The organism is Tenacibaculum aiptasiae (genome assembly GCF_008806755.1).
GTDB classification, from domain to species: domain Bacteria; phylum Bacteroidota; class Bacteroidia; order Flavobacteriales; family Flavobacteriaceae; genus Polaribacter; species Polaribacter aiptasiae.
The window spans coordinates 40,616-64,060 of the sequence record NZ_WAAU01000021.1; the positions used below are offsets into that span (position 1 = coordinate 40,616).

Sequence of the window (23,445 nt, forward strand, 5' to 3'; positions counted from 1 at the left end):
ATCTTATCCTAATTCTTCTCTCATTAAATCTAATCCTTCACGAATTATTTTCTGGTGAGGTTGTTTAGATACACAAATAAATTCTGTTAACGCAAAATCTTCTGGTGCAATTTCATATGCTCCTAATCCTTCCATTTCGTCAAGATCTTTATACATACAAGCTTTTAATAATTGCAACGGATAGATATCTAATGGAAATACTTCTTCATAAGAACCTGTTACTACAAAAGCTCTATGCTCCCCATTAGTATTTGTATTTAAATCGTATTTTTTCTTTGGGTTTAACCAAGAAAAAGTTAATGCTCTAGAAGTTGAGATTTTATTAAATACTGGTTTATTCCAACCGAAGAATTCATAATCATCTCCTTCTGGAATTGCAGTTACCTGATTATCATAGTATCCTAAGAAACCATTTTCATCAACTTGTAATCCACTTAATATGTTTCCTGAAACTACACGTGCATTATCTGCATCTAAATTTCCTTTAACTACATCAGCTATTTGAGCTCCAGCTAAAACACTAACATATTGTGGTTTATTAAACTTAGAACCAGCTAAAGCAACGGTACGTTTTGCATTAAATTTACCTGTTAATAATAGTTCACCTATTACTACTAAGTCTTGTGGAGTAACTACCCATACAACTTCTCCTTTGTTTATCGGATCAATTTGTGCTATTTGTGTACTTACATTCCCTATTGGGTGTGGACCTGATACATTGTGTAACTCAACACCTTTCATACTCTTGAATGGAGATAATGTTGAATTTTTTGCAACTGACACATGTACTTTACCTTCTGTTAACTTTGTTAACGCAGTTAAAGCCGCCTGTAATTCAGCTTCCTTACCTTTTAATGCATAATCATAATCTGCTGCTAGAGGTGCACTTGCGTAGGCTGATACAAAAATTGCTTTTGGTGCTTGATTTGGATTTGCTACAATATCGTATGGACGTTGCTTTACAAATGGCCAACAACCTGAAGCGAATAAGTGATTTTTCACTTCTTCTCCAGACATTGAATCAACATCTTTTTTTCCAAAATCTTTGTATTCCTGCTGTGCATCAGCAGTGATTTTAATTGCTAAAACTTTTCTTCGTGCTCCACGAACGATTTCTGTAATTTTTCCACTAACAGGACTAGCAAATAAAATACGCTCATCACTTTTTGCATGAAAAAGTGCTTGACCTACTTTTACTTCTGTACCTTCTTTAGCTAAAATTTTAGGAATAACGCCGTGAAAATCATCTGGCTTTACTGCAAATGTACTACCCAATGGAAGTTCGGTAGTAACTTGTTCTGCCTCGCCAACTAGCTTGATGTCCAAGCCTTTCTTAATACGGATGTCTTTTGACATAGGAACTGATTAATTTGATTTTCTTAAAAAACATGCAAATTTACTGATTTTGACTTTTTTTGGTAAGCATTTGTATTTTTATCTTTTAGAGTTCTCTTTATTTATACCTATTCTAAATAAAGAAGTTTATCTTTGGCTTACATTTTGATACCTTTCTATCTATGAAAAAACATATTTTATTTTTAATCACTTTTTGCATATCAATTCACCTAAGTGCTCAAAATATAAAAACAGTTCAGTTACGTCCAAAAAACAGCAACAATCAGTTTTCTGCTATTGTTCCTTTAGGTAGTGTGCTAACATTATCATTTGATGATTTAGATGCTGATAGTAAGGAGTATCAATACAAAATACAACACATGACACATGATTGGAAACCTAGTAACATTACAACCAATCAATACATTGATGGATTTGATCAGATTGAAATAGTCAACTTCAGTAACTCCTTTAACACATTACAACCTTATACTCATTATTCAGTTGATTTACCAAATCAAAACACTATAATTACCAAAAGCGGGAATTATCTAATTTCTGTATTAGATGAAGACTATGAAGTTGTGTTTACTAGACGCTGTGTTTTTTATGAAAATATTACAACAGTTGGTGTGGCTGCATTTAGAAGTAGAGACACTAAATCTAACAACCAAAAACAAACAGTTCAATTTGCCGTAAATCACCCCAATTTACAAATCAACAATCCCAATCAAGAAATAAACGTTACCTTATTTCAAAACCATAACTGGAGCACAGCAATAAACAATATTCAACCTCAATTTATTAAACCTCAACAATTGTTATACAACCATACTCTTGCTACTAATTTCTGGGGTGGAAATGAATTTTTAAACTTCGATAGTAAGTTTATAAGAACAACCAGTTTAAACATTGCAAAAGTTGAACGTAAAGATATTTACAATAGTTATTTATATACCAACGAGCAAAGAGCTGATAAAATATACACCTATAATCCAGATATTAATGGTCAGTTTATTATTAGAACTATGGATTCTAACATTCCAAATACAGAAGCTGATTATTCGTTGGTACATTTTTCACTAGACGCCTTTGAACCTTTAGAAGACAAAAGTATTTATGTTTATGGCGCTTACAATAACTATAGATTAACCGATGAAAACAAAATGAAGTACAACTCTAAAGACAGAATTTACGAGACTTCTATTTTACTTAAACAAGGTTTTTACAACTATAGTTATGTAACTCTAGACAAGAACAACCTGATTAATTTGAATGAAATTGACGGTTCTTTCTTTCAAACCGAAAACGAATATACTGTTATCGTATATTATAAACCTTTCGGCGAAACTTACGACCGTGTAATCGGAGTTGGTATGGGGTATTTTAACCAAAATAGGTAATTTGCAAGTGTCTTAAACGACTTAAGACGTAAAAAAACCTTATATTTATACTATGTTTCAGCAAATAACTAGGGGGATAAAAATATCTGTTAAAACAACATTCAATGGTCCGATTTATCATGCAAATCGATTCCGAAATGCTTTTAGCTACTACATATCTATCGAAAACACTTCGAAAGATACCGTAAAGTTATTAGGTCGTTTTTGGACTATTTTTGATGCCTTAAGCAATGTTGAATATGTTGAAGGAAGAGGAGTTGTTGGAGAAACTCCTACTTTAAAACCTAACGAGTCTTATAGTTACAAATCTAATTGTTTTTTACTTTCTTCTCTTGGAGCTATGAAAGGAAATTATAAAATGATTAACTTTGAAACTTCAGAAGAATTTCTTGTGACGATACCAACATTTCAACTAACGACGACTCCTACTTTAAACTAATGGGTAAAAAAAATAAAGTAGCAATTATAAAAGACCCTAATTGCTTAAATTGTGGACATCCTTTTATTCAAAATGAAAAGTTCTGCCCTGAATGCGGCCAAAAAAACAAAGGAAAAAGAATCACTCTAAGAAGCTTTGTTCGCGAAGTTTTTGCTGGCTTTATTTCTTGGGATGCCAAATTTTGGAAAACTTTAATTCCGCTACTTATTAGACCCGGTAAAGTTTCTAGAGATTATATAGAAGGGAAGCGTACTCGATACGTTAACCCTTTTCGTTTTTATATAACTACCTCAATTATTTTCTTTTTAATTTTTGGTTTAGTTTCTAGTTACAATAAGTTTCAAGATTTCAGCAAAGGAAATGTTAAGAAGGATACTTCTTTAATGGCTGAAATTCCAAAAGACATTAATATTGATTCTCTAAGGAATGAAACCAATAAAAGGCTAGAAAGAACCCCCTTAGATTCCATCACTAAAAAGACTATTCTAGACGAAGTAAACAAAAAGACAAACGATTCTATAAATAGTAAAATACCTGGCAAAATATCTTTCGGTGGAGGCACTAGACTTGACGAATTTATTGTGTACAATCGTAAATATCCAGACACCAATATCGATGATGCATTAGATAGTTTAAAATATGAAAAGACTTTCCTAAATAGGTTTTTTTACAGTAGAGCTGAAGTAGCAAATAGTTTTGTAGACAAAAAGGAAATGAGAGAACAATTTTTAAATCAGATGCTTTCTTATGGCTCTATTTCTCTCTTCATTTTACTGCCTATTTTTACGTTTTTTCTTAAAATATTTTACATAAGAAGAAGATATACTTACGTAGAGCATTTAATATTTGTATTTCACACTCAAACAGTTTTCTTTCTATTAATTACACTGTATATTATTTTAGATTTCTTTACACAAACAGCTGACGAAGGTATATTCACCCTCCTTTTCTTAATATATCTATTTATAGCTATGAAAAGCTTTTATAAACAAGGTTATTTCAAAACCTTTGTAAAGTTCTCTTTAATAAACATGGTTTACTTGTTTTTAGCTACTATAGGGGTAGTTCTTGTAGGAACAGCATCCTTTGCTTTGATTTAAGAAGTCAGTTATCTTGTAAAACCTAAATAAAACTTTAGCTTTCATTTCAAATCTTGATAAATTGATTTTAAAGAAGATTCTTTTAAAGAAATTATCAACTCTAGTTGATTATCGTTACTAACCGTAGCTTTAATTTTTTGTACCTGTTTTAAATATTTATTGGACAACGTATAAAGACCTCTGTTTTCTTCTAAATAACTCTCTATATTAAAAGTCATTGAAAGCCTATTCTTTTTATTAGCTGTAAAATCACCCACAGTATCATATATTGAAGACATCAACAATTCATCTTCTTTATTATTTACATAAGTTTTAAAAAGTGGGTTTAACACCAACAACTCTTTTCCTTCTACATTTTGAATTGCTTTACTTCTCTTCAAATACTCGTAAACTTTACCCCCTCCTATTCTAAGACAAACATTAGGCAATAAACTTTTATGAATTGATTTTTTTTCAACTTTATTAAAATCATCATCATATTCATAGGTAACAATAGTATCGTTTTTACTTTGAAAAGACTCTAAGCTAAAGTCTATTTCTCCGTTCCAATAATTATTGAGAGAATCTAAAGATAGGTTTGTCAACTTTTTAAACTTTTCTTTTTTCTTTGAATCAATAAAAGAAAGAAGACACTCTTTATTTATTCTTCCCGAAAAAGAAGCAATTCCTTCTTTTAATTCTTGAGAATTATATGCTAAAAAAGGACTACCGCTCTCATTAAACTCTCCTTTTAAAATCAATTTTTCTTGATCTTTTTCAAGCTCAAAAAAACCAAACTCTTTACTTTGAAAAGCTATTACTCCATTACTGTTTTTTAGTTTCAAAAGCTTTGTATCATTCTCATTCAAATAACTTTTCTTTTCAAAAACAACAGTAAGAATCGAATTTATATTAGCTATACCTTTTAAACTATAAACAACACTAAGTTTATTTTCTTTTAGAAGAAAAAACAGCTTTTTATATGTAAAACAATCAATCCTGCTTTTATTCCCTATCAACTTTCCTTCTTTTTTTAAAAAGTTCACAAGGCCAACCTTATTGTTTACTTCTATAAGACTGCTAACCCAAAAATCTTTTAAAACAGTTGAGTTTGTGTAGAAAAACACATTATTAGGAATCTCTATTTGCTCAAACAAAGAAATTCTTTTCTCGGAATCTGATTCTGAACTTTCTTCAAAATCTATATATGAAAGTGGATGAAGCACAACATCTTTTACAATGTTAAATTCAGCTTCACGTAAATTAATTCTTACAATGGCTTCTGCCGAACTAGGTATAGTATTAGATAAATTTACAGTTGGATTATACCTAAAAAACCCAACTGTAAATATGATACTTAATATAAGTAAAATAGAATATACTATCTTTTTTATCATCTGCTTATTTAGCCATATTATCTATCAATCTAAATAATAGCTTTAATGTATTTTCTTCTTTACCTTTTGTATTTAATCTTAACTCTGATGAAATTTTATTTCCTTTCATTCTCGAAACTGTAAAGTTAAGATTCTCGATATGTTCATTTGACAAACGAGCCATTTTATCTTCAGTTTTCCCAAACCATTCTGTTGGTAATTTGTTTATTATCTTATTTACATCTGCAAATAACACAGTAGAATTATTTCTTATAAGCTTATTATGCTTTTTACTAGCAAAATTAGTTCTGCCAGACTCTATACTTATAGCATTTGCTTTTGAGGTAGTAAAATATAAAACTCCATTTTTAACTACTGCATAAAAACCAAATGGTAATTTCGCTTTTTTTAAGATTAACTCATAAACTTTCTTCGTTTCTTTAACAGCTTTATATTTTTCTCCTAACTTAAATACTTTAGTTAACAATTCTTTTTCTTCAGAACCTATCATTATAGTAAAATCTGGAACTAAAGTTTCTTTTGTCTTTGTTACCTCTTTACGCTTATAATCCTCATCATATTCATACTTTGTATACTCTACTTCTTTTTTTCCAAACTCATTTAATACAAAAAGTGCATCACCAGTTACCAATTTCGCGATAGCTTCCTCATCAATAACTAATGACAATACATCACCAACTATTTCAAACTCTTGCTTAAACTTTGGTAAAATAGCTCCATATAAATTATTCATCATTACAGGATACTGTACAAGCATTTCTTCAGTATTAATAGACATACTCCAAAATGCTAATGCTCTTTCATGATCAAAGCTATTTACAAGGGCAGAATTCATTCTTTTGTTATAAATCTTCTTAAAAGATTTTTTCATGTAATCGCTAACCGACATTTCTAATAAAACTCGGATGTTTGCTTTCTCAAAAAACAAATTAGCTGTTACCTCTTCAACTCCGTAAATGTTTTTACCTTTTGAAGGCATTAAGTACGACATTGTTGAACGCATTGTTTTTCCAAACTCTTGAATTAAGTTAGACATAAACATTCCATAGTTACGAACCCACAATGTTGCTGAAGCATTCTTTTTCTTTCCTTTTTGAAAGTTTCTATTGGTTGCAATTGAATTAGACGGACTATTATTTAAAGTCTTTAATGCCTCCTCTTTAATCCATGACTTAACAATTCTCTTTTTAAAAGAATACCTCGACTCTCCTTCTTTTTTTAATTTATTAAAACGCTCTTTGTGCTCTTTAAAATAACTATACGATTTGCTACCATTAACAACAGCAAGTATATTATCATTCCAAATAGTTAAGCTACTATAGCCTTCTATATAGCTATAACCGTTTTCTCTTTTAATTTTCTTTTGCTGTCTTTCTTTTAAAGTATTTTCATACTGCCCTTTATCAGTTAACTCTACCAAAATAGTATGATAAGATATACTATCTGTTTTCTTGAAAAAGTAATATGAATTTGACTTAATATCAACTCCTAAATCACTCACCGAGCTAACTTTTGCTTTTTTATTTGCCCCTCTTAATGCTCCTTTTCCTAAAAAACTATTATCAATATCCGAAACATCTATCAAACTAAACAAGTTATCTGCATTTGCTGCGATAACAATGTCTACGTTATTAGGTATTTTGGTTTCTAGTTTTTGAGCTTGTAAAACAACAAATGTGTTTACTAATAATAATGCTGAGATTATTTTTCTTATCATAACTTTTAGTTCTGTAGTTGAATTTTATTCTTGATTGTGTATTTATTGGTTATTATGTCTTGAGCCTTTACTCGTAACATAACTGCTTTTTTACTTTTTGAAATCTTTGATTGTTTATTAGCACTTGACTGTACTAAATCATCAAAACGATATATACCTGTATACGTAGCTGTTTCGAAAACCTTTCGATCTTTCATTTTGGTTTTTTGAAATTCTCTTCCAATATCAAAGTGATGACTACGAACAAATGTTTTACTCTTTTTATTATAAGTGAAGTGCTGTTGTTTCTTAATAGCTTGCGCTTGTTTTTTAGAACTAAAAGCTACTAATACATTATTTATAGCTTCAACATTATCAAAGTCACATGAAATGGCAAGTATAAACTCATCCAAATCTAACGTACTATTAACATTATGTACTCCTTTAGTTTTCTTTATTTTTTGAACAACTTCAGCAACTTTTTTTCTGATAGTACTTTTAGAAGGAACTTTATAACCATTAACGCTATCTAACAACATTATAGAAGCTAGCTTGGTTTTATTCTTGCTTAAATTTAAGGTAAAGGTAGCACTACCCGACCCGTCTTTATTAAAACTAATTTCCTCAACAAATTCAAAACAACTGGTAAACAAAAAAAGAATCATTGTAGTTACCACGAACAGCTGTTTTTTACACATAACTTTTTTTTGCGAAAATACTAAAAACTACAATTTTCTAATAGTTATTTTAAGCAATATATTTTAGTCAACTATGTAATAATCCATAGTCACATGGTTCTTTTCTTTTTTTACTGAAGTTGTGCTAACTGTTTCAACCTTTGAACGTTTCATTTTTAGAGAAACTCCTTCCTCTCCTCTAGTATCATCTTGATGAAATGCTACTATATCTTCCTGAGAAATCTCAACATTCTCTTTTAACCAATCGGCAAACCAATTTTTACGCAATTGTTTCATTTCCTCATCATACAAAGTAGATGATGACCAGATTTTAGGTTGATCACCTAGTTCTTGAAAATGCTTTTCTTCACCATCCCAAACCAACTCATAGGCATTTAACGTCTTTTCCCAGTCAACAAGTACAATAGTAAAAGGTTCAATTCCATTAAAATCAAACTGGTTAATAATTTCTACAGGATTATTTACTTTCAATAATTCTTTAACTATTATCCCTCTACTCATTTTATATGAAGCAGCTCTCACATGTTTTGTAAAACCACCATTTAACAGGCAAATCAATCTGTTTTTTTCAGATAAACCAATCCAAGTACCACCGGCTAATTCGTCTTTTGGGTACTTCAATAGTATACCATCTTCATTGTATTCTTTAGGTGGTATTGTTCTTCGTTTAGGATCTTCATCTCTGTTAGACGTTAATATAAAATCATTATTCCCTAAAGGTAAATAAGTTACCGTGCACATATAGTATCTCTTTTGGTAAATTAAGACGTAAAAACTACTTAGTTATTACTAAAAATAAGTGTTAACTTTGTCCCTCGAATCAATCTAAAGATTGTTTGAAAATGTAAACTACTTAGTCTTTGCAAATTAATAGTATTAGATTTTGTTTTTTGCTTTTTTGAAAAAAATATTTTTAAACATACAAACAACATAATAAAAATGGCAAGAGGATTTTTTAATGTTCCTAAAGCAGTAAACGAACCTGTAAAAGGATACGCTCCTGGCTCTCCTGAAAGAGAAGAATTATTGGCTACTTACAAAGCAATGTACAATAGCAACGTTGATGTACCAATGCACATTAACGGTGAAGAAGTTAGAACTGGAAACACTAAAAATATTACACCTCCACATGATCATAAGCATGTAGTTGGTCAGTACCACACAGCAGATAAATCTCACGTAGACGCTGCTATTTCTACAGCTTTAGCTGCTAGAGAAGCTTGGTCTAGTGTTAGCTGGATGGAGCGTGCTTCTATCTTTTTAAAGGCTGCTGAATTATTAGCTGGTCCTTATAGAGCAAAAATGAATGCTGCAACTATGATTGCTCAATCTAAAAACGTACACCAAGCAGAAATTGATGCTGCTTGTGAAATGATTGATTTTTTCCGTTTCAACGTAGAGTACATGACTGATATTTTCAAAGATCAGCCTGCTTCTGCTCCTGGAATTTGGAACAGAGTTGAGTACAGACCATTAGAAGGTTTTGTATATGCAATTACTCCATTTAACTTTACATCTATTGCTGCTAACTTACCTGCTGCAGCTGCTTTAATGGGGAACGTTGTTGTTTGGAAACCATCTGATCACCAAGCATATTCTGCTCAAGTAATTGTTGACTTATTTAAAGAAGCTGGTTTACCTGATGGTGTAATTAACGTTGTATATGGTGACCCAGTAATGATTACTGATACTGTATTAGCTTCTCCTGATTTTTCTGGATTACACTTTACAGGATCTACGCACGTATTCAAAAACTTATGGCAACAAATAGGAAACAACATCCACACATATAAAACATACCCAAGAATTGTTGGAGAAACTGGAGGTAAAGATTTTATCTGGGCACACAACTCAGCAAATCCATTACAAGTTGCTACTGCAATTACTAGAGGAGCATTTGAATTCCAAGGTCAGAAATGTTCTGCAGCTTCTCGTGCATACATTCCTGCTTCTATTTGGGAAGATGTTAAGAAGCATTTAGTTGCACAAACTAGTGAAATTAAAATGGGTTCTCCTGAAGATCCATCTAATTTTGTAAATGCAGTAATTCACGAAGGTTCTTTCGATAAGATTGCTAAATATATTGATGCTGCAAAAGAAGATGCTGATGCTGATATTATTATTGGTGGTGGTTACGACAAATCTGTAGGATACTTTATTGAACCAACAGTTATTGTAAGTAAATCTCCAAAGTATGCTACTATGTGTACTGAATTATTCGGTCCTGTTATGACTGTTTATGTATACGAAGATGCTGAGTGGGAAGCTTCATTAAAATTAGTTGATGAATCTACTGAGTACGCTTTAACTGGAGCTATTTTCTCTACAGATAGATATATTGTAGAAAAAGCATCTAAAGCTTTAGAAAATGCTGCTGGTAATTTCTATATTAACGATAAGCCAACTGGTGCCGTAGTAGGACAACAACCATTTGGAGGAGCTAGAGCTTCTGGAACTAACGACAAAGCTGGTTCTGCTCAAAACTTATTACGTTGGACTTCTGTTCGTTTAATTAAAGAAACATTTGTTAGCCCAACTGATTACAAGTACCCTTTCTTAGGATAATACTTTAGTTCTAAATATATTTAAAAGCCAATCTTAAAAAGATTGGCTTTTTATTTTCATAAAACCAAAAGAAAAAACTCTTCTTTGCTTTTTACATATATAAATTTATTTTTGTTCATTATTAAACATTTAACACTATGAAAACTATTGGAAAAATTGCAACATTGTTATTCCTTACCTTATTAACAATATCTTGTAGTTCAAACGATGAAATCCCATCTACTAAAATCAAGAAAGAGGAAATTAGCTCTAAATGGGAAATTGAAAACAGTAATTACAAATCTTTTGAGTTTAATAAAGATGGTAATTATATTATTGTAAAAAGCGCTTCTGCTAACAAAAGTAAATCTCAAAAAAATGAGAAAAATATTCTTTTAGGACAGTATGAAATTGTTGACGACAAAACCATTAATCTTATTGATTTTGGTCAAATCATCATTTCAAGTATTAATGGAACTAAAATGGATTTTACAATTGTAGATAACAAAACCTCTACAAGCATAGAAGTTAGCTCTTCCAAGATTGAAAAAATCAGCTCATCTTCTAACACTGATTTGTTATGTAGAACTTGGAAAATGACAGAGGTTAACGGAGAAGACGTAGTAGGAACTATAAACGAACTTACGGTTATTTTCTCTCAAGCAGGCACTTATTTTGTTGAGTTAGCTAACCCAACATCAGAAAACGAAGGTGGATTAGCTGAATGGAAATGGGAAGATGCTAAAGAAAACAAATTCTGTTATTCTTGGGAAGGTGAAGCTAACTGTACTGGAGACAACTCTGTTAGTATTGCTGAGATAAAAGAAAACTTACTGGTATTAATGGAAGGTAAAGAAACATTCAAGTTAGAACCAATATCTAATAGTGTTCCTAAAAGCACTAAAAAACCAACCAAAACTGTAAACTTAAAAAAGGGAGTATTTAGTAAATTTTAATTCTTTTTAAAATATAACCAAAAAGCAATCTCATTTGAGGTTGCTTTTTTAAACTATATAAAACACCTAAAATTTTGGTTGTTTTGAGGCATTAGGAAAATAGTAGAATTTATACTCCACAAACAAGCTAAGAAAAACTGAACCTTAGAATGAATTTTAACAAAAAAGATAGAATTGAAATATTTGAAAATGCAATCAGTTGGGTTGTTGTTTTAGCAATGTTTATTTATGGTGGTGCGAAATTATTCCAATTTGACGGCGCTGTAGAAATTGACAAAACCGTGAATGAAATGACTGGAATGGAATTGATGTGGGCATTTTATGGTTACTCAAAATCATTTGCTATCACATTAGGAGTTTTTGAAATAATTGGTGGAATTTTAATTCTTTTAAAAAAAACTCGAATAATTGGCTGTTTATTTACTTCAACCATACTTGTAAATGTTATCTTTCAAGATATATACTTTGGAGTTAATTTAGGAGCTTTGAAAGCCGCAATTCTATATCAGTTATTGATTCTGATTATTTTATGGCTAAGTAAAGAAAAGTTAGTAAATAGCATAAAAACGTTACTAGCAACTGAAAAAACAAAACAAAAAAAAGCCAAATTCTTTCTAAAAACTCTAATAGCTTTTGGAATATTTGTTGTGTTAAGAATTCTGGAATATTTTATTACTATCAAATGGTAAATAACAGGAATAATACTCCACACATAAACAAGTTTGTGTTCATTTGAAAAAAGAGTTTTTGAATAAAATAATTAACATACTAACAACTGGAATACAGCTCGGTACAACTTTTATTTTAACAGTTTGTATTTATATGGCCTTTGCCATTTTAGACTATGAAAGTGGTTTTGATAGCTTTATCGGACTAGCTCTTTTCCAATCGGCGTTCGCAATAATCTTATCAATTCTAACAATTTTCTGCTGTCTAATATTAGGACTTCCTATTAGATTGATAAATAAATTGAATAATTGGTGGACTAAACATTTTTACTTCGCAATTCTGTTGACTTTTGTAGGACTAATACTTCTCGGACTTTCATTAACTCCAAATTTTACTGAAACAACAACTATTACAAGAAACGAACTTAAAGTAACAAAGAAAATCCCAAATAGCGGACTTGTAATTACAGGTTGGATATTAACTGCTTTTTCAACACTTCATATTTACCCACCTAACCAATTGACTAGTAAAGCGAAAGATATATTGACAAAATTAACAGGAAGAAAAACAAAAACACCTAAAACCTCAACTTAGACAAACATATTAGGTAAACAACAGGAACAATACTCCTCATATAAACAAGTTATAATATTAATTTAATGACAAAATCAAAAAATAAATGGATCTATTTATTAATTGGAACAGCAATCTTGATATGGAGCCTAATTAGATTTAATAAATATGATTTAGAGTATTCTGAATTAGTGAATTTAAAAATTCAACTTAAGAAAGACTTTCAAAACATAACTGAAAAAAGAAATAAAGCTGATTATATATTTTACGCTAAGAAATACAATGCTAGATTTCAAATCTTAAATGGTGCTATTAGCAGCAAGAATCGTAAATACATTTCAAACTTAAAAGAAGGACAATTTATAGAAATAAAAATTAGTAAGTCTGATCTAAACAAACTTGATTTAAATAATGATATTAATATATACAGTATTAAATTAAAAAATCATTCATTGCTAAAAACTAAAGACTATAACTCTAATAGAAAAAAGTACTCAAATCGAATAAACGTATTGTTCATGTTCTTTGGCTTATTAGGCATATTAAAAGGATTAAACATTTCAGATAAATTGAGGTCAGTAGTTTTTTACATAGGCATTGCATTATTTATAATATTTAGAATTTTTAATATTGGATATTAAAGCACACTACAATAGCATTTATTTAATTATTCAATCTAATATACTTCAGTAGTAGAACTAAATTCTTTTTTTGCTATATTCAAATATTTAAAATTTAATTGCTATTAAGTCACATAAAAACACCTAAAATTCCGTATAGCTATGCATATTAGCTAAATAATAGGAACCATATTCCCTTATAAACAAGTTATACTTAATTATGAAAAATATATTACTGACATTATTAACTCTGGCATTGATTTCTTGTAATCAGCTAACAAAAAAAGTTGAAAACTCATTTTCGATAATGGGAGTTAAATTAGATAGCTTGAATCAAGTTGAAGAAAAGAAAATTAAAAAACTATTTAACGAAATTAACTCTAGACGAATAAATAAATATGAAGGAGAAAACTCCGCATTGATTTATCACTCTGTAATTAAACACAATAGAATTGTTGATTCGTTAATTATTAAACTCAAATCTATTGAAAAAAATGATTCGAATAAGAAAAAAATAGTCAAAAGATTCGAGTACACAAAAACCGATTTAAGAAATAAACTAAACACAGTAAAGAAATTAAATACCAAAATAAAAATTGATTCATTACTAAAACCTTCAGATGATTTAGAAATTTTGCCAAAATTTGCAATTATTTCTGAATTTCAAAGTGGAAAATTGAATGCAACAAAAAGTGCGGAATTACTGCTAATGAATTTATATAACAAAACGAAAAACGAACCTAACCCCCACATATAAACAAGTTGTAAAACATTTTAAGAAAACGAATGACAAAACAAATAACACTTATAATTCTGGCTTTTTTACTATTTTCCTGTAAGAGGAAAAATGAAAATAAATATCAAAATATTGATGTAAGTTTTCAACTAAAAAAAGTAACTAATTATCAAAAATTAAACAACTTTCAAGATGCTAATAAGCTACTAAAAACTTTAATACGTAAAAATCCAAACAACGCAGAATTATATTTTCGACTAGCCCATTCAAAAACTATTTCCAATCCAAATCTTTTTGAAATAATGAATCTTCTTGATGAGTGCTTAAAAAGAGATTCTCTAAATTATAAAGCCCTCTATTTAAAATCACAAGGGCTAATGTTTATGGGAGACTTTGAGAGCGCTTTAAACGTAGAAAAAAAACTTTTAGATAATTACCCTGATTCTTTTATCCTAAAAGCAGATATTGCTTCAACATTATTATTTAATGGAGATTTTGAAAAAGCAATTGAGTTTTCTGAATCAATAATACCAGAAAGTAAAAACATTTACGAGACTGAAAGGCTGATTAGAGTTCAGATATATGCTTACTATTTTTTAGATAAAATAAGTGATGTTAAAAAAGGGAAAGACAAATTGCAACAATTAGGTTTTGAGACCGATTATTTACAGAAACTTATCGATAGTAAAGAATTAAAATTTGAAAATTTTGCTGTTGGTAAGAATGTTGGAAATAAATCTTGTTCACTTGATGAATTGAACATTATGTTTCCAAAAAAGAATTAAAATAACGTTTTACAACACGGTTCACAAAACACAACTAACAAGCTTTAACTAAATACTTATACATTTTCACACATTACATTTTCAAAGACAAACTGTTAATAAACACTCAATATTTGAAAAAAACGAAATTACTCATATTATCACTCATTATTCTGGTCTTCAGCTCTAAGACAAAATCTAAAGCTAAAATGAAAAAAAATATTGTTTTAGGTTAAAAAAAGTTCTGAATTAATAATTCAAATTGTTAAAGATAAAAGTGACTCTTATTTATCCTCAAGTTATATTTACGAATTTAGAGTTTGAAAAAAAGCACCTTTAAAGCAAATAATATTGATGCTCAAATAAAATTTTACTTGGACAAAAACCATAATACAAATAGCTTGGCTTTTTTTATCGGAAACAACAAAATGGTTACGAATAAAGTGGAATAAAAAAACTACAATTAGCACAGTATCTAAACAAGTTATGTCTCATTAAAAAAAAATAAAAACTACACCACAATAACATATAAAACTAATGCGAGTTGACACCTATATAAAACAACCTTATCCATTTTACTATGAAGAATTAAAAAAAGTATTACTCTTGCTTTGCTTTATCGCAATCGCTAGCTTTCTTTTTACGTATTTATTTGATCCCTTTGTTGTAAATGTTGAAGAACATAAAATGGATTACTTATGGATTATAACATTGCATTCCGTTATGCCAATACCAGTTGCTTTTATCTATTTTTTCTTACTCAAGAAGACGGTAAAAAACACTGAAAATTGGACTCTAGGCAAGGAGTTTCTACATTTAGCAATAATTTTATTTCTTATTGGTATTGCAAGCTTCTTAATTCGAGATTTTATTTATACAAATCCTGATAACTGGTCTTTTAGATATTTATGGGAAGAAATAAGAAACACCTTTTTAGTTGGTATTTTATTACTACTAATTATTCTACCTTTAAATCTGCAACGTTTAATTAACAAACGCTCGGATGATTTAAAAAAACTTCCCATTAATCAACAATACAATAATATAACTGATGACGTTGTTCAAATTACTACTCCTATAAAAGAAGAAAATTTTGAATTAAATATTCGAACATTCCTTTATGCAAAAGTGGATGGAAATTATCTAGAAATATATTATGATTCTTCAACTGATAATGAAAAAAAAATGAAACGTCTAACTCTTAAAGAGTTTTTGAACCAATTAAATTCTTATCCGTTCATTTTTAAAACACATCGTTCATATGTCGTAAATCTTAACGTTATTGAATCTGTTTCTGGAAATGCTCAAGGATATGCACTTCATTTAAAAAACTATTCCAATAGAACAATCCCTGTTTCTCGTTCAAAAATTGAAGAGTTTAACCAGACCTATATAAATCTAAAAAATAATTAAGTTTGTATTTCATCACTATTAATTGCTATTCATCACTTAGCTAAAAACCAAGCTGATTTTGTTTTTATTATTGCCACAAAAAACAAAATTAATGGATACTACAAACAGAAGATACGATTTAGATTGGTTAAGAGTTATTGCTATTTTGGCCGTTTATTTTCACCATATAGGAATGCCGTTTAATGGAGACGGATTTCATATTATGAATGCTCAATCCAGCAAACTAATGGATGATATTATGGTTTATTTTGAGCAATTTAGACTTCCCTTGCTTTTTTTGATATCAGGTACAGGAACTGTTCTCGCATTCTCAAAACGAACTTGGAAACAATTCTTTAAAGAGCGTACAGGCAGACTTCTAATTCCACTTTTTTTTGGCGTAATTTTTATCGTACCTCCACAAACGTATTATCAATATATTAATGAATTTAATTCTTATTGGCAGATTTACACACAAGGACGTTTTGAAATAAATCATCTCTGGTTTATAGAAAACCTTTATGTAATTTCTGTAATTGCAATACCTTTAATACTTTTTCTTAAATCTAAAAAATCTATGACTCTTAGAAATTGGCTTGAGAAAATATCCTCATACAAAATTGGACTTTTATTAGGAGGATTACCTTTAATGTTAGGAACAATAATACTTAAAAGGTACTATCCAACCGGGGCATCATCTCTAACAAATTTTTCAGAAACATTTTATTATACCTATTTTTTTATTGTTGGTATTTTATTTGCGTCTTCACAAATCTTTTGGGACAACTTAAAAAGATCTAGACATTTTCACATAATCATTCTTTTAATCTCCTCACTTTTATTCTATAGCTACTATTTCATTCCAAATAATCTTGTAAAACCTTATTTAAGCATTTCCGTTCGTTGGGATATTTGGTATGGGCTATGCTGTATATTAGGTTGGAGTTTTGTTATAACCATACTGGGGTACGGACAAGTTTACTTTAACAAACCAAGTGTATATCTTAAACAAATGAATGAAGCTATATACCCATTTTATATTTTACACCAAACTGTTATTGTAGTTTTTGCATACTATATAGTTAAGTTTGATTTAAATATCCTTTCCAAACTTCTCATCCTTTTAGTTAGTTCGTTTATAACAATAGTATTTATCTATCGCTTTTTCATTTACCCATTTAACGCTATAAGATTACTTTTCGGAATGAAAAAAACATATAAAAAATCGGGAAAAGCTAGTTGCAAACTAAAAATTTAGTGTCGAGAACCCGCTACCAATCTTAAATAATACCGTTAACTAAACAACCAAGTAACCTCAAACTTACTTTGTTGTTTAGTTCGCTCTATCTATAATCAAATTCTTTTTTTTAGCTATATTCGGATGCTTAAAAATTTAATTGCTATTTTAAGCTAAACCATAACACCTAAAGTTCCGCATATAAAAAAGTTACCAACAAGCTGAATGAACGAACTACTAGAATTAAATAAAAGATTTCTGATTAAAGGATATTTATGGATAAGTGGGATCCTGACTTTTGGATTTTCTACTTATTTATTTTTCTTTTTCTCAGAAGTTTCAATAAAATGGATTTTGATAATTTATTCCATAACTTTAATTTTCGCACCTTCATTCGTTTTGTCTGCTTGGATTTCAGATTGGTTTCTCAAAAGGAAACATAAAAAACGGATTCTTTCTAAAAAACCATACTCTGATTTAGATAAAATCGGATTTACGCAAAGAGCAATTAAAGCTAATCACAACAGCCTCAAAGATTATGTTCTGTTAGGAGAAATAAATGGTTATCAAATTATTTTTGATATTTATGTTAGAACACCTAAAATAGTAGAATTTAGCATTTATGGATTAACCAACCACTTGAACAATAATGAATATTTACAAAAAGCCAAAGAATATGCCTATTTCAATATTAACTTTAGTAGATATGCATTTACTAAAAATATCGACACTAGAAAGGAAAATTTAAAGTCTATCCAGGAATTAGAAAAGATATTAATAGAATTGACTCATATCGCTAAAAAAGAAAAACTTGAACTAATTCCAATAACGAAAATAACCCGTAATGGCAACAGTGCATAACCACAACTGACGGTTATACAAGACCTTAAAATGTAATTTAAAAATGAACGAAATAATTCTACAACTACTTTCGAAAAAAACTATAATTGAAGGAGAAGCTTTTCTTATACCTCCTGAAAAAGGTTTAAAAAGAAAAATATTTAATCATTTTTCAAAAAAACTATATGAAAAGACAAATAGGAACGTAGAAAAACTTAATATATCTGAATTGAATAATATCTTAAAAAAGACTATTGATTCATTTAAAGAGAAAAATCATTTGTTTCAAATTGATATTAATCATAGTAATTGGGTTGAAATACAAATAATTCATCCAGCAATGATAAATCAAAAGTTAACTAAAAATCAGAAAGAATTTGGGTTTGTTGTTCATTGGGTTTTTGACTCTATGACAAATACAAATTCAGAACTTTTAGAAAAAATGAATATTCTATTTAACTCCAGTAAATATGTACATTATAAAAATGGACAAACAATTGACTGTTTTGCTTTTTATTGTGAAGAAGACACTAATAAAGCTTATAGTATAACTAAAACTATATTATCCGAAATTTGTGGATATAAAAATGGGGAAAAATATAGATTTTCAATATCAGACAATGGAAAACTATAAAAAACAACCTCAACCAAGCTTATCATTTTATTCGGCCATCCGTACCTATAACCAAATTCTTTTTTAGCTATATTCGAATGCTTAAAAGATTTAATTGCTATTTCATTAACAAAGCCTCACTTAACAAAATATATAAACAAGTTGTAAATAATTATGAAACGACTAATAATTTTAATGCTGTTAATAACAAATTCAACTTTTGCTCAATTTAGTTTTTCTGACTTGGAATACATTAATATTAATTCAAGCTATCTAAATGGAAAATTTGGTTTTAAAAAAAATTCCAAATTTAAACTGATTAACAAGTTTTGTAACGATTCTATAGATTGTTATAAATATGATCTCCCAACTACTTTAATTGGATATTGGAATGTTAATGATAATATTAAAATTGAATTTTATTATACCGAGGCACCGAGTGATGACCCTGCATTTATAGCTGTATATAATGGAAAAATAATCTTAGAAGAATCTGGTACAACTTTACATTTTAAAGGAAACACAATTTATATAGAAGGAAATGCCAATTCGTACTTTGACAAAAAAAGGAAGTTTCAATTTATTCATAATAGTTACCAAGAAGTAAATCAACCTTTTTACCATATTGGAGTTGAAGGAAAACTCAACTATCCAATCAAAATCTACAAAACAGATAAATTCCTTGAAAAAGTTGCTTACTTACCCAAAGGCTACGAAATAGAAGTGTTACTTGGTCAAACAAGCGGAAAGTATAATGATCTAGAAAAAGTATTAATTAAAACTGAATTTGGTTTAATTGGCTGGTTTAATTTTAAAGAAATAACTTTTGGAAAACCACTTATTAACGGGCTCCATTTTCATGGTGATTAAACAACGACTACCAACAACATATAACCTCCTATTAGCCAAATATATTAGATAAATAATAAGAACAATATTACACAGCTAAGCAAGTTGTACAGTATTATAAAAAATTATAATCATATTACCCCTTGATTTTTCATAAATTATATTTTCTTAAAAAACATGTGATGTATACAGAGGAATATCAAAACAATTTTACATAAAAAAGGACACAACAACACCTTACGCAGCTTAGACAAAACGTTAACAAAAAGATCGACAAAACAGAATGGCAGTTTGGATTCAAATAATAGGATTACGAAAAATGGACTCAATCGAGAACGAAAAAAAAAAGGTTTTCGAAATTCTAAATAAAACAGAATTAGACTTTGATTTTATAAAACAAAAACTAGATATTGGACTAAAGAAAACAGAATGGAATTTAACTCAATCTAAAGGAATTGAATTCTATAAATTACCAATACTTGACCAAAACTTAAAAATCTATTTCGACAATCCTAACTTTATAGAGTTTTCTGGCTCATTTGATTTGTTTAGTTCTTGGTTTCGGTTCACAGATAAACAAAACCTTGATTTGACTAACGGAATTAGAAATGTGTTTCGGAAAATTGCGTTTGAATATGGAATTTCTGAATTGATATATTTTTCAGAATGGTTTTTCGAACTTGGTGAAATTAGAACCCAAGAAGAAACATTTGAAAACTTAATGGAACTAATTAAAAATCATCCTAACCTCAAAAAAAATGAATTATTCGGACTTGATTCGAATGAATATTGTATTGAAAAAATAAGCCCAATTGCTAACAAAGTGTAAAAATAATTACCTATCTCTAGCTTAATTATTCTTATACTACCTCGTTATTCCCCAAAAAACAATCTCAACCAAGCTCCCTTTATTATTTAGTTCGCTCTATCTATAACCAAATTCTTTTTTAGCTATATTCGAATGCTTAAAAAATTTAATTGCTATTTTTAACTGTAAAAAACACCTAAAGTTTTACGCGTAAAAAATTGCTCACAATATGAAAAAAACACTTCAAATATTAGGTTTTCTGTTATTGATTATCTTTAACTGTAAAGCACAAAACAACGCTCTTACTAACTTTATTCCTGAAGGATACACTCTATTTGAAAAATATTTTGGAGATTTAAATAAAGATGGAATAAAAGATTGTGTTTTAATAATCAAAAAAACGGGTACAGCAAATATCGTTACAAATCGATTTAACAAAAAAGTTGATAGAAACAGACGTGGAATTATAGTACTGTTTAAAAAGAAGAAAGGCTATCAACTTACTGATAAAAATCTCAACTGTTTTTCATCCGAAAATGAAGACGGTGGAGTTTATTTCCCTCCTGAATTATGGATTGAAATAAAAAACAACAAATTATACATACACTATGGTCATGGCAGATATGGATATTGGAAATATACTTTTAGGTTTCAGAACTCAAATTTAGAATTAATTGGATATGATTCAAGTAGTAATCGTGGACCAATTACAATTAAAGAGACAAGTATTAACTTTTTGACAAGAAAAAAACTAATCAAAAAGAATATGAATAAAAGTGATAATGACGGTGAAGAAAATTTTAAAGAAACTTGGAGTAAAATTGAAATAGAAAATCTAATCAAACTATCTGAAATAAAAAACTTTGATGAATTAGAAATGCATGATTACTAATAATAAAAACATCTAAAACCTCGATTTATCAGTCTCATTAAATAAAGAATAATGTTCCATTTACAAACAAATTGTTCGCAATAAAAAAAGCAACTAAAATGAAGAATTTCATCTTATTGACAATTCTATTTGTAGGAATAAATTAAATCTCAAAACAGATTAACCAATCAAAAAAAAGAAATGAAAGAAAAAACACTTAGAAAAATAGAACTGGAAAAATTCGATAATAAAATTGGACTTGAAATGGGATTGGCAATAGTAAATTTAGCCCAAAAAAGAAATCAAAATATTGCTGTACAGATTGAGAGATTGAACCACACAATTTTCTTATTTGTAGATGATAATTTACCTGCAGATAAACATAACTGGTTGAAAAGGAAGGCAAATGTGGCAAAACACTTTGAAGAAAGTTCATTAAGTGTAAAACACGACTTTAAAAATGGAAATATGACTTTACCTGAAACATTTGCACTTGACCCAAAGCTATATTTAGCCAAAGGAGGATCTATTCCTATTTTCGTTAAAAATGCTGGAATGATCGCAGTTATTACAGTTTCAGGATTACACGATGAAGAAGATCATAAAATAATTATTGACGCTCTGAATGAAAAAACATATTAAATAAACAAATGGTACCTCATTAAAAAATGACGAACAGAACAGAAACCATAAGAGAAAATGAATTGAACAAGCTAAAGCTTCATCAAAAAGTAATTGCTAGTTTATGTTCTAAATTAGGAATTCCAAATTTAAGAGCTGGAAATATCACAATCCGAGACGAACGAAATTGGAGAACCAATGAAATGCATATTGAATACAGTTGGTTAATTAATATCGCACAGTCATTTAATGGATGGTGTTGGTTATTTTCTATAAAATTCGATAAAACTGTATTTAGAGAATTTAAAAATCCCGAAAAATTAATTCAAGGGCTTTTCACAATAGACAACCAAGGAGAGATTAATGAATTCCACATGATTACTAAAACTAACGAATTCGAGGATAAGATTAGAAACCTCACATCTTACGAAATGTTTGATGCAAATCCTGGAATCACCTTAGATGGAGTTGGATATGAATATTTAATATTTGCTCCAAACACTGAAATAAAAATGATTCTGAATAATCCTAATTCGGAAAGTTGGAAAATATGGGAAAATGAGATTTGGACCATTAGCAGGAAAATAGCTCAACACTCTGGAATTGAAGAATTGAATAAAATATTTGAATAAAAACGAGGTGCAACAATGACTATAAGTAATTACTTTGCAACAACTCGTTACTAAAACCAACACCCACAATTTGAAAAAAATCGAGTACTTATTATATTCACAACCAATTCAAGAAGAATGGAGTTACACGGAACTTTATAAAAAAGCGGCTGAAATTAATGCATTAATTAAAGTTGATGAGTATAATAATGAACTAATTTTATCTAAGTTAACTGATGATTTGATAATAGCAACTATTAACTCTCATATTGAGGAAATAAAACCGCAAGATTATTATGATCAAATTATTCCATTAGATGGCGGATTACGAATTGAAAAAGATAATCTAATAATTGAACACCAATGCTGTAGTGAATTAAACGATTATCTGAACTGGGAAAAAATTATTACTGAAAAATCTAAAGAATGGAAAGAAATATGGATTGGGCATCCGTCAGTTTTTTATCGTAATAAAGGGGATAAAATTGAATTATCTGAATATTATGACTATACACCTAAAGACAAAGAAATAAAAACAAAATTAACATTTAACGAAACGGAATTTATAAACGAGTTAAAGAGAGCAAATTCGGAATTAGAATTGTTTAAAGAAAAAGTCTATCGAATCGTAGAAAATGGAAATTATGAAAATAAAGACATTCTAAAAAAAGCATTAATAGAATAAAAACTATAA

The 23,445-nt window shown here is 29.0% G+C and carries 25 protein-coding genes; 20 read left to right on the forward strand and 5 right to left on the reverse strand.

Going from position 1 to position 23,445, the window contains the following annotated elements; all coding sequences use genetic code 11:
• Window positions 1–3: 3 nt before the first annotated feature.
• Complete coding sequence (locus tag F7018_RS11410; protein WP_150900199.1) at window positions 4–1,356, reverse strand: Na(+)-translocating NADH-quinone reductase subunit A; 1,353 nt, start codon at window positions 1,354–1,356, stop codon at window positions 4–6.
• A 161-nt stretch (window positions 1,357–1,517) separates the two neighbouring features.
• On the opposite strand from F7018_RS11410, the gene F7018_RS11415 reads away from it, so the two are divergent.
• From F7018_RS11415 to F7018_RS11425, 3 genes are read left to right on the forward strand one after another with little or no spacing between them, the layout of a single operon-like run.
• Window positions 1,518–2,738, forward strand: coding sequence for a type IX secretion system plug protein (locus F7018_RS11415; protein ID WP_150900200.1), 1,221 nt, complete (start codon window positions 1,518–1,520; stop codon window positions 2,736–2,738).
• A 52-nt stretch (window positions 2,739–2,790) separates the two neighbouring features.
• Window positions 2,791–3,177: a Co2+/Mg2+ efflux protein ApaG gene (apaG, locus tag F7018_RS11420; protein ID WP_150900201.1), complete on the forward strand. Its 387-nt coding sequence runs from the start codon at window positions 2,791–2,793 to the stop codon at window positions 3,175–3,177.
• On the forward strand, window positions 3,177–4,277 hold the full coding sequence (locus F7018_RS11425) for a DUF3667 domain-containing protein (protein ID WP_150900202.1): 1,101 nt from the start codon (window positions 3,177–3,179) through the stop codon (window positions 4,275–4,277). The genes apaG and F7018_RS11425 overlap by 1 nt, the downstream gene beginning before the upstream one ends.
• 41 nt (window positions 4,278–4,318) lie before the next feature.
• On the opposite strand, the gene F7018_RS11430 is transcribed toward F7018_RS11425, so the two are convergent.
• The 4 genes from F7018_RS11430 to F7018_RS11445 form a co-directional block, all read right to left on the reverse strand.
• Window positions 4,319–5,653, reverse strand: coding sequence for a hypothetical protein (locus F7018_RS11430; RefSeq protein ID WP_150900203.1), 1,335 nt, complete (start codon window positions 5,651–5,653; stop codon window positions 4,319–4,321).
• A 4-nt stretch (window positions 5,654–5,657) separates the two neighbouring features.
• Window positions 5,658–7,370, reverse strand: a complete 1,713-nt coding sequence (locus tag F7018_RS11435; protein ID WP_150900204.1) for a hypothetical protein — start codon at window positions 7,368–7,370, stop codon at window positions 5,658–5,660.
• 5 nt (window positions 7,371–7,375) lie between these two features.
• Window positions 7,376–8,014 (reverse strand): hypothetical protein, encoded by a 639-nt coding sequence (locus F7018_RS11440; protein WP_217701375.1) that lies wholly within the window; start codon window positions 8,012–8,014, stop codon window positions 7,376–7,378.
• Between the two features lie 96 nt (window positions 8,015–8,110).
• Window positions 8,111–8,788, reverse strand: coding sequence for an NRDE family protein (locus F7018_RS11445; protein ID WP_150900206.1), 678 nt, complete (start codon window positions 8,786–8,788; stop codon window positions 8,111–8,113).
• 198 nt (window positions 8,789–8,986) lie between these two features.
• On the opposite strand from F7018_RS11445, the gene pruA reads away from it, so the two are divergent.
• From pruA to F7018_RS11530, 17 genes are all read left to right on the forward strand, one after another.
• On the forward strand, window positions 8,987–10,612 hold the full coding sequence (gene pruA / locus F7018_RS11450) for an L-glutamate gamma-semialdehyde dehydrogenase (protein ID WP_150900207.1): 1,626 nt from the start codon (window positions 8,987–8,989) through the stop codon (window positions 10,610–10,612).
• 137 nt (window positions 10,613–10,749) lie between these two features.
• On the forward strand, window positions 10,750–11,547 hold the full coding sequence (locus F7018_RS11455) for a hypothetical protein (RefSeq protein ID WP_150900208.1): 798 nt from the start codon (window positions 10,750–10,752) through the stop codon (window positions 11,545–11,547).
• A gap of 149 nt (window positions 11,548–11,696) precedes the next feature.
• Window positions 11,697–12,236, forward strand: coding sequence for a DoxX family protein (locus tag F7018_RS11460; RefSeq protein ID WP_150900209.1), 540 nt, complete (start codon window positions 11,697–11,699; stop codon window positions 12,234–12,236).
• Window positions 12,237–12,294: 58 nt separating this feature from the next.
• The gene (locus F7018_RS11465; protein ID WP_150900210.1) at window positions 12,295–12,810 is read left to right on the forward strand and encodes a hypothetical protein; all 516 of its coding nucleotides are present in this window, start codon (window positions 12,295–12,297) and stop codon (window positions 12,808–12,810) included.
• 65 nt (window positions 12,811–12,875) lie between these two features.
• Window positions 12,876–13,430, forward strand: a complete 555-nt coding sequence (locus tag F7018_RS11470) for a hypothetical protein (RefSeq protein ID WP_150900211.1) — start codon at window positions 12,876–12,878, stop codon at window positions 13,428–13,430.
• Between the two features lie 199 nt (window positions 13,431–13,629).
• Complete coding sequence (locus F7018_RS11475) at window positions 13,630–14,166, forward strand: hypothetical protein (protein WP_150900212.1); 537 nt, start codon at window positions 13,630–13,632, stop codon at window positions 14,164–14,166.
• A gap of 29 nt (window positions 14,167–14,195) precedes the next feature.
• A complete protein-coding gene (locus F7018_RS11480; RefSeq protein WP_150900213.1) occupies window positions 14,196–14,930 on the forward strand; it encodes a tetratricopeptide repeat protein in 735 nt (244 codons plus the stop codon).
• A 516-nt stretch (window positions 14,931–15,446) separates the two neighbouring features.
• Window positions 15,447–16,322 (forward strand): LytR/AlgR family response regulator transcription factor, encoded by an 876-nt coding sequence (locus tag F7018_RS11485; RefSeq protein WP_150900214.1) that lies wholly within the window; start codon window positions 15,447–15,449, stop codon window positions 16,320–16,322.
• A 91-nt stretch (window positions 16,323–16,413) separates the two neighbouring features.
• Window positions 16,414–17,559 (forward strand): acyltransferase family protein, encoded by a 1,146-nt coding sequence (locus F7018_RS11490; RefSeq protein ID WP_150900215.1) that lies wholly within the window; start codon window positions 16,414–16,416, stop codon window positions 17,557–17,559.
• 204 nt (window positions 17,560–17,763) lie between these two features.
• The gene (locus F7018_RS11495; RefSeq protein WP_150900216.1) at window positions 17,764–18,399 is read left to right on the forward strand and encodes a hypothetical protein; all 636 of its coding nucleotides are present in this window, start codon (window positions 17,764–17,766) and stop codon (window positions 18,397–18,399) included.
• Window positions 18,400–18,442: 43 nt separating this feature from the next.
• Window positions 18,443–19,012 (forward strand): hypothetical protein, encoded by a 570-nt coding sequence (locus F7018_RS11500; protein ID WP_150900217.1) that lies wholly within the window; start codon window positions 18,443–18,445, stop codon window positions 19,010–19,012.
• Window positions 19,013–19,165: 153 nt separating this feature from the next.
• The gene (locus F7018_RS11505) at window positions 19,166–19,861 is read left to right on the forward strand and encodes a hypothetical protein (protein ID WP_150900218.1); all 696 of its coding nucleotides are present in this window, start codon (window positions 19,166–19,168) and stop codon (window positions 19,859–19,861) included.
• Between the two features lie 262 nt (window positions 19,862–20,123).
• Window positions 20,124–20,669, forward strand: coding sequence for a hypothetical protein (locus tag F7018_RS11510; protein WP_150900219.1), 546 nt, complete (start codon window positions 20,124–20,126; stop codon window positions 20,667–20,669).
• Between the two features lie 208 nt (window positions 20,670–20,877).
• Window positions 20,878–21,540, forward strand: a complete 663-nt coding sequence (locus F7018_RS11515; protein WP_150900220.1) for a hypothetical protein — start codon at window positions 20,878–20,880, stop codon at window positions 21,538–21,540.
• A gap of 180 nt (window positions 21,541–21,720) precedes the next feature.
• Window positions 21,721–22,161, forward strand: a complete 441-nt coding sequence (locus F7018_RS11520) for a heme-degrading domain-containing protein (RefSeq protein WP_150900221.1) — start codon at window positions 21,721–21,723, stop codon at window positions 22,159–22,161.
• 26 nt (window positions 22,162–22,187) lie between these two features.
• Entirely contained in the window at window positions 22,188–22,772 is a 585-nt protein-coding gene (locus F7018_RS11525; RefSeq protein WP_150900222.1) for a hypothetical protein, read from the forward strand.
• Between the two features lie 70 nt (window positions 22,773–22,842).
• Window positions 22,843–23,436: a hypothetical protein gene (locus tag F7018_RS11530; RefSeq protein WP_150900223.1), complete on the forward strand. Its 594-nt coding sequence runs from the start codon at window positions 22,843–22,845 to the stop codon at window positions 23,434–23,436.
• Window positions 23,437–23,445 lie beyond the last annotated feature (9 nt).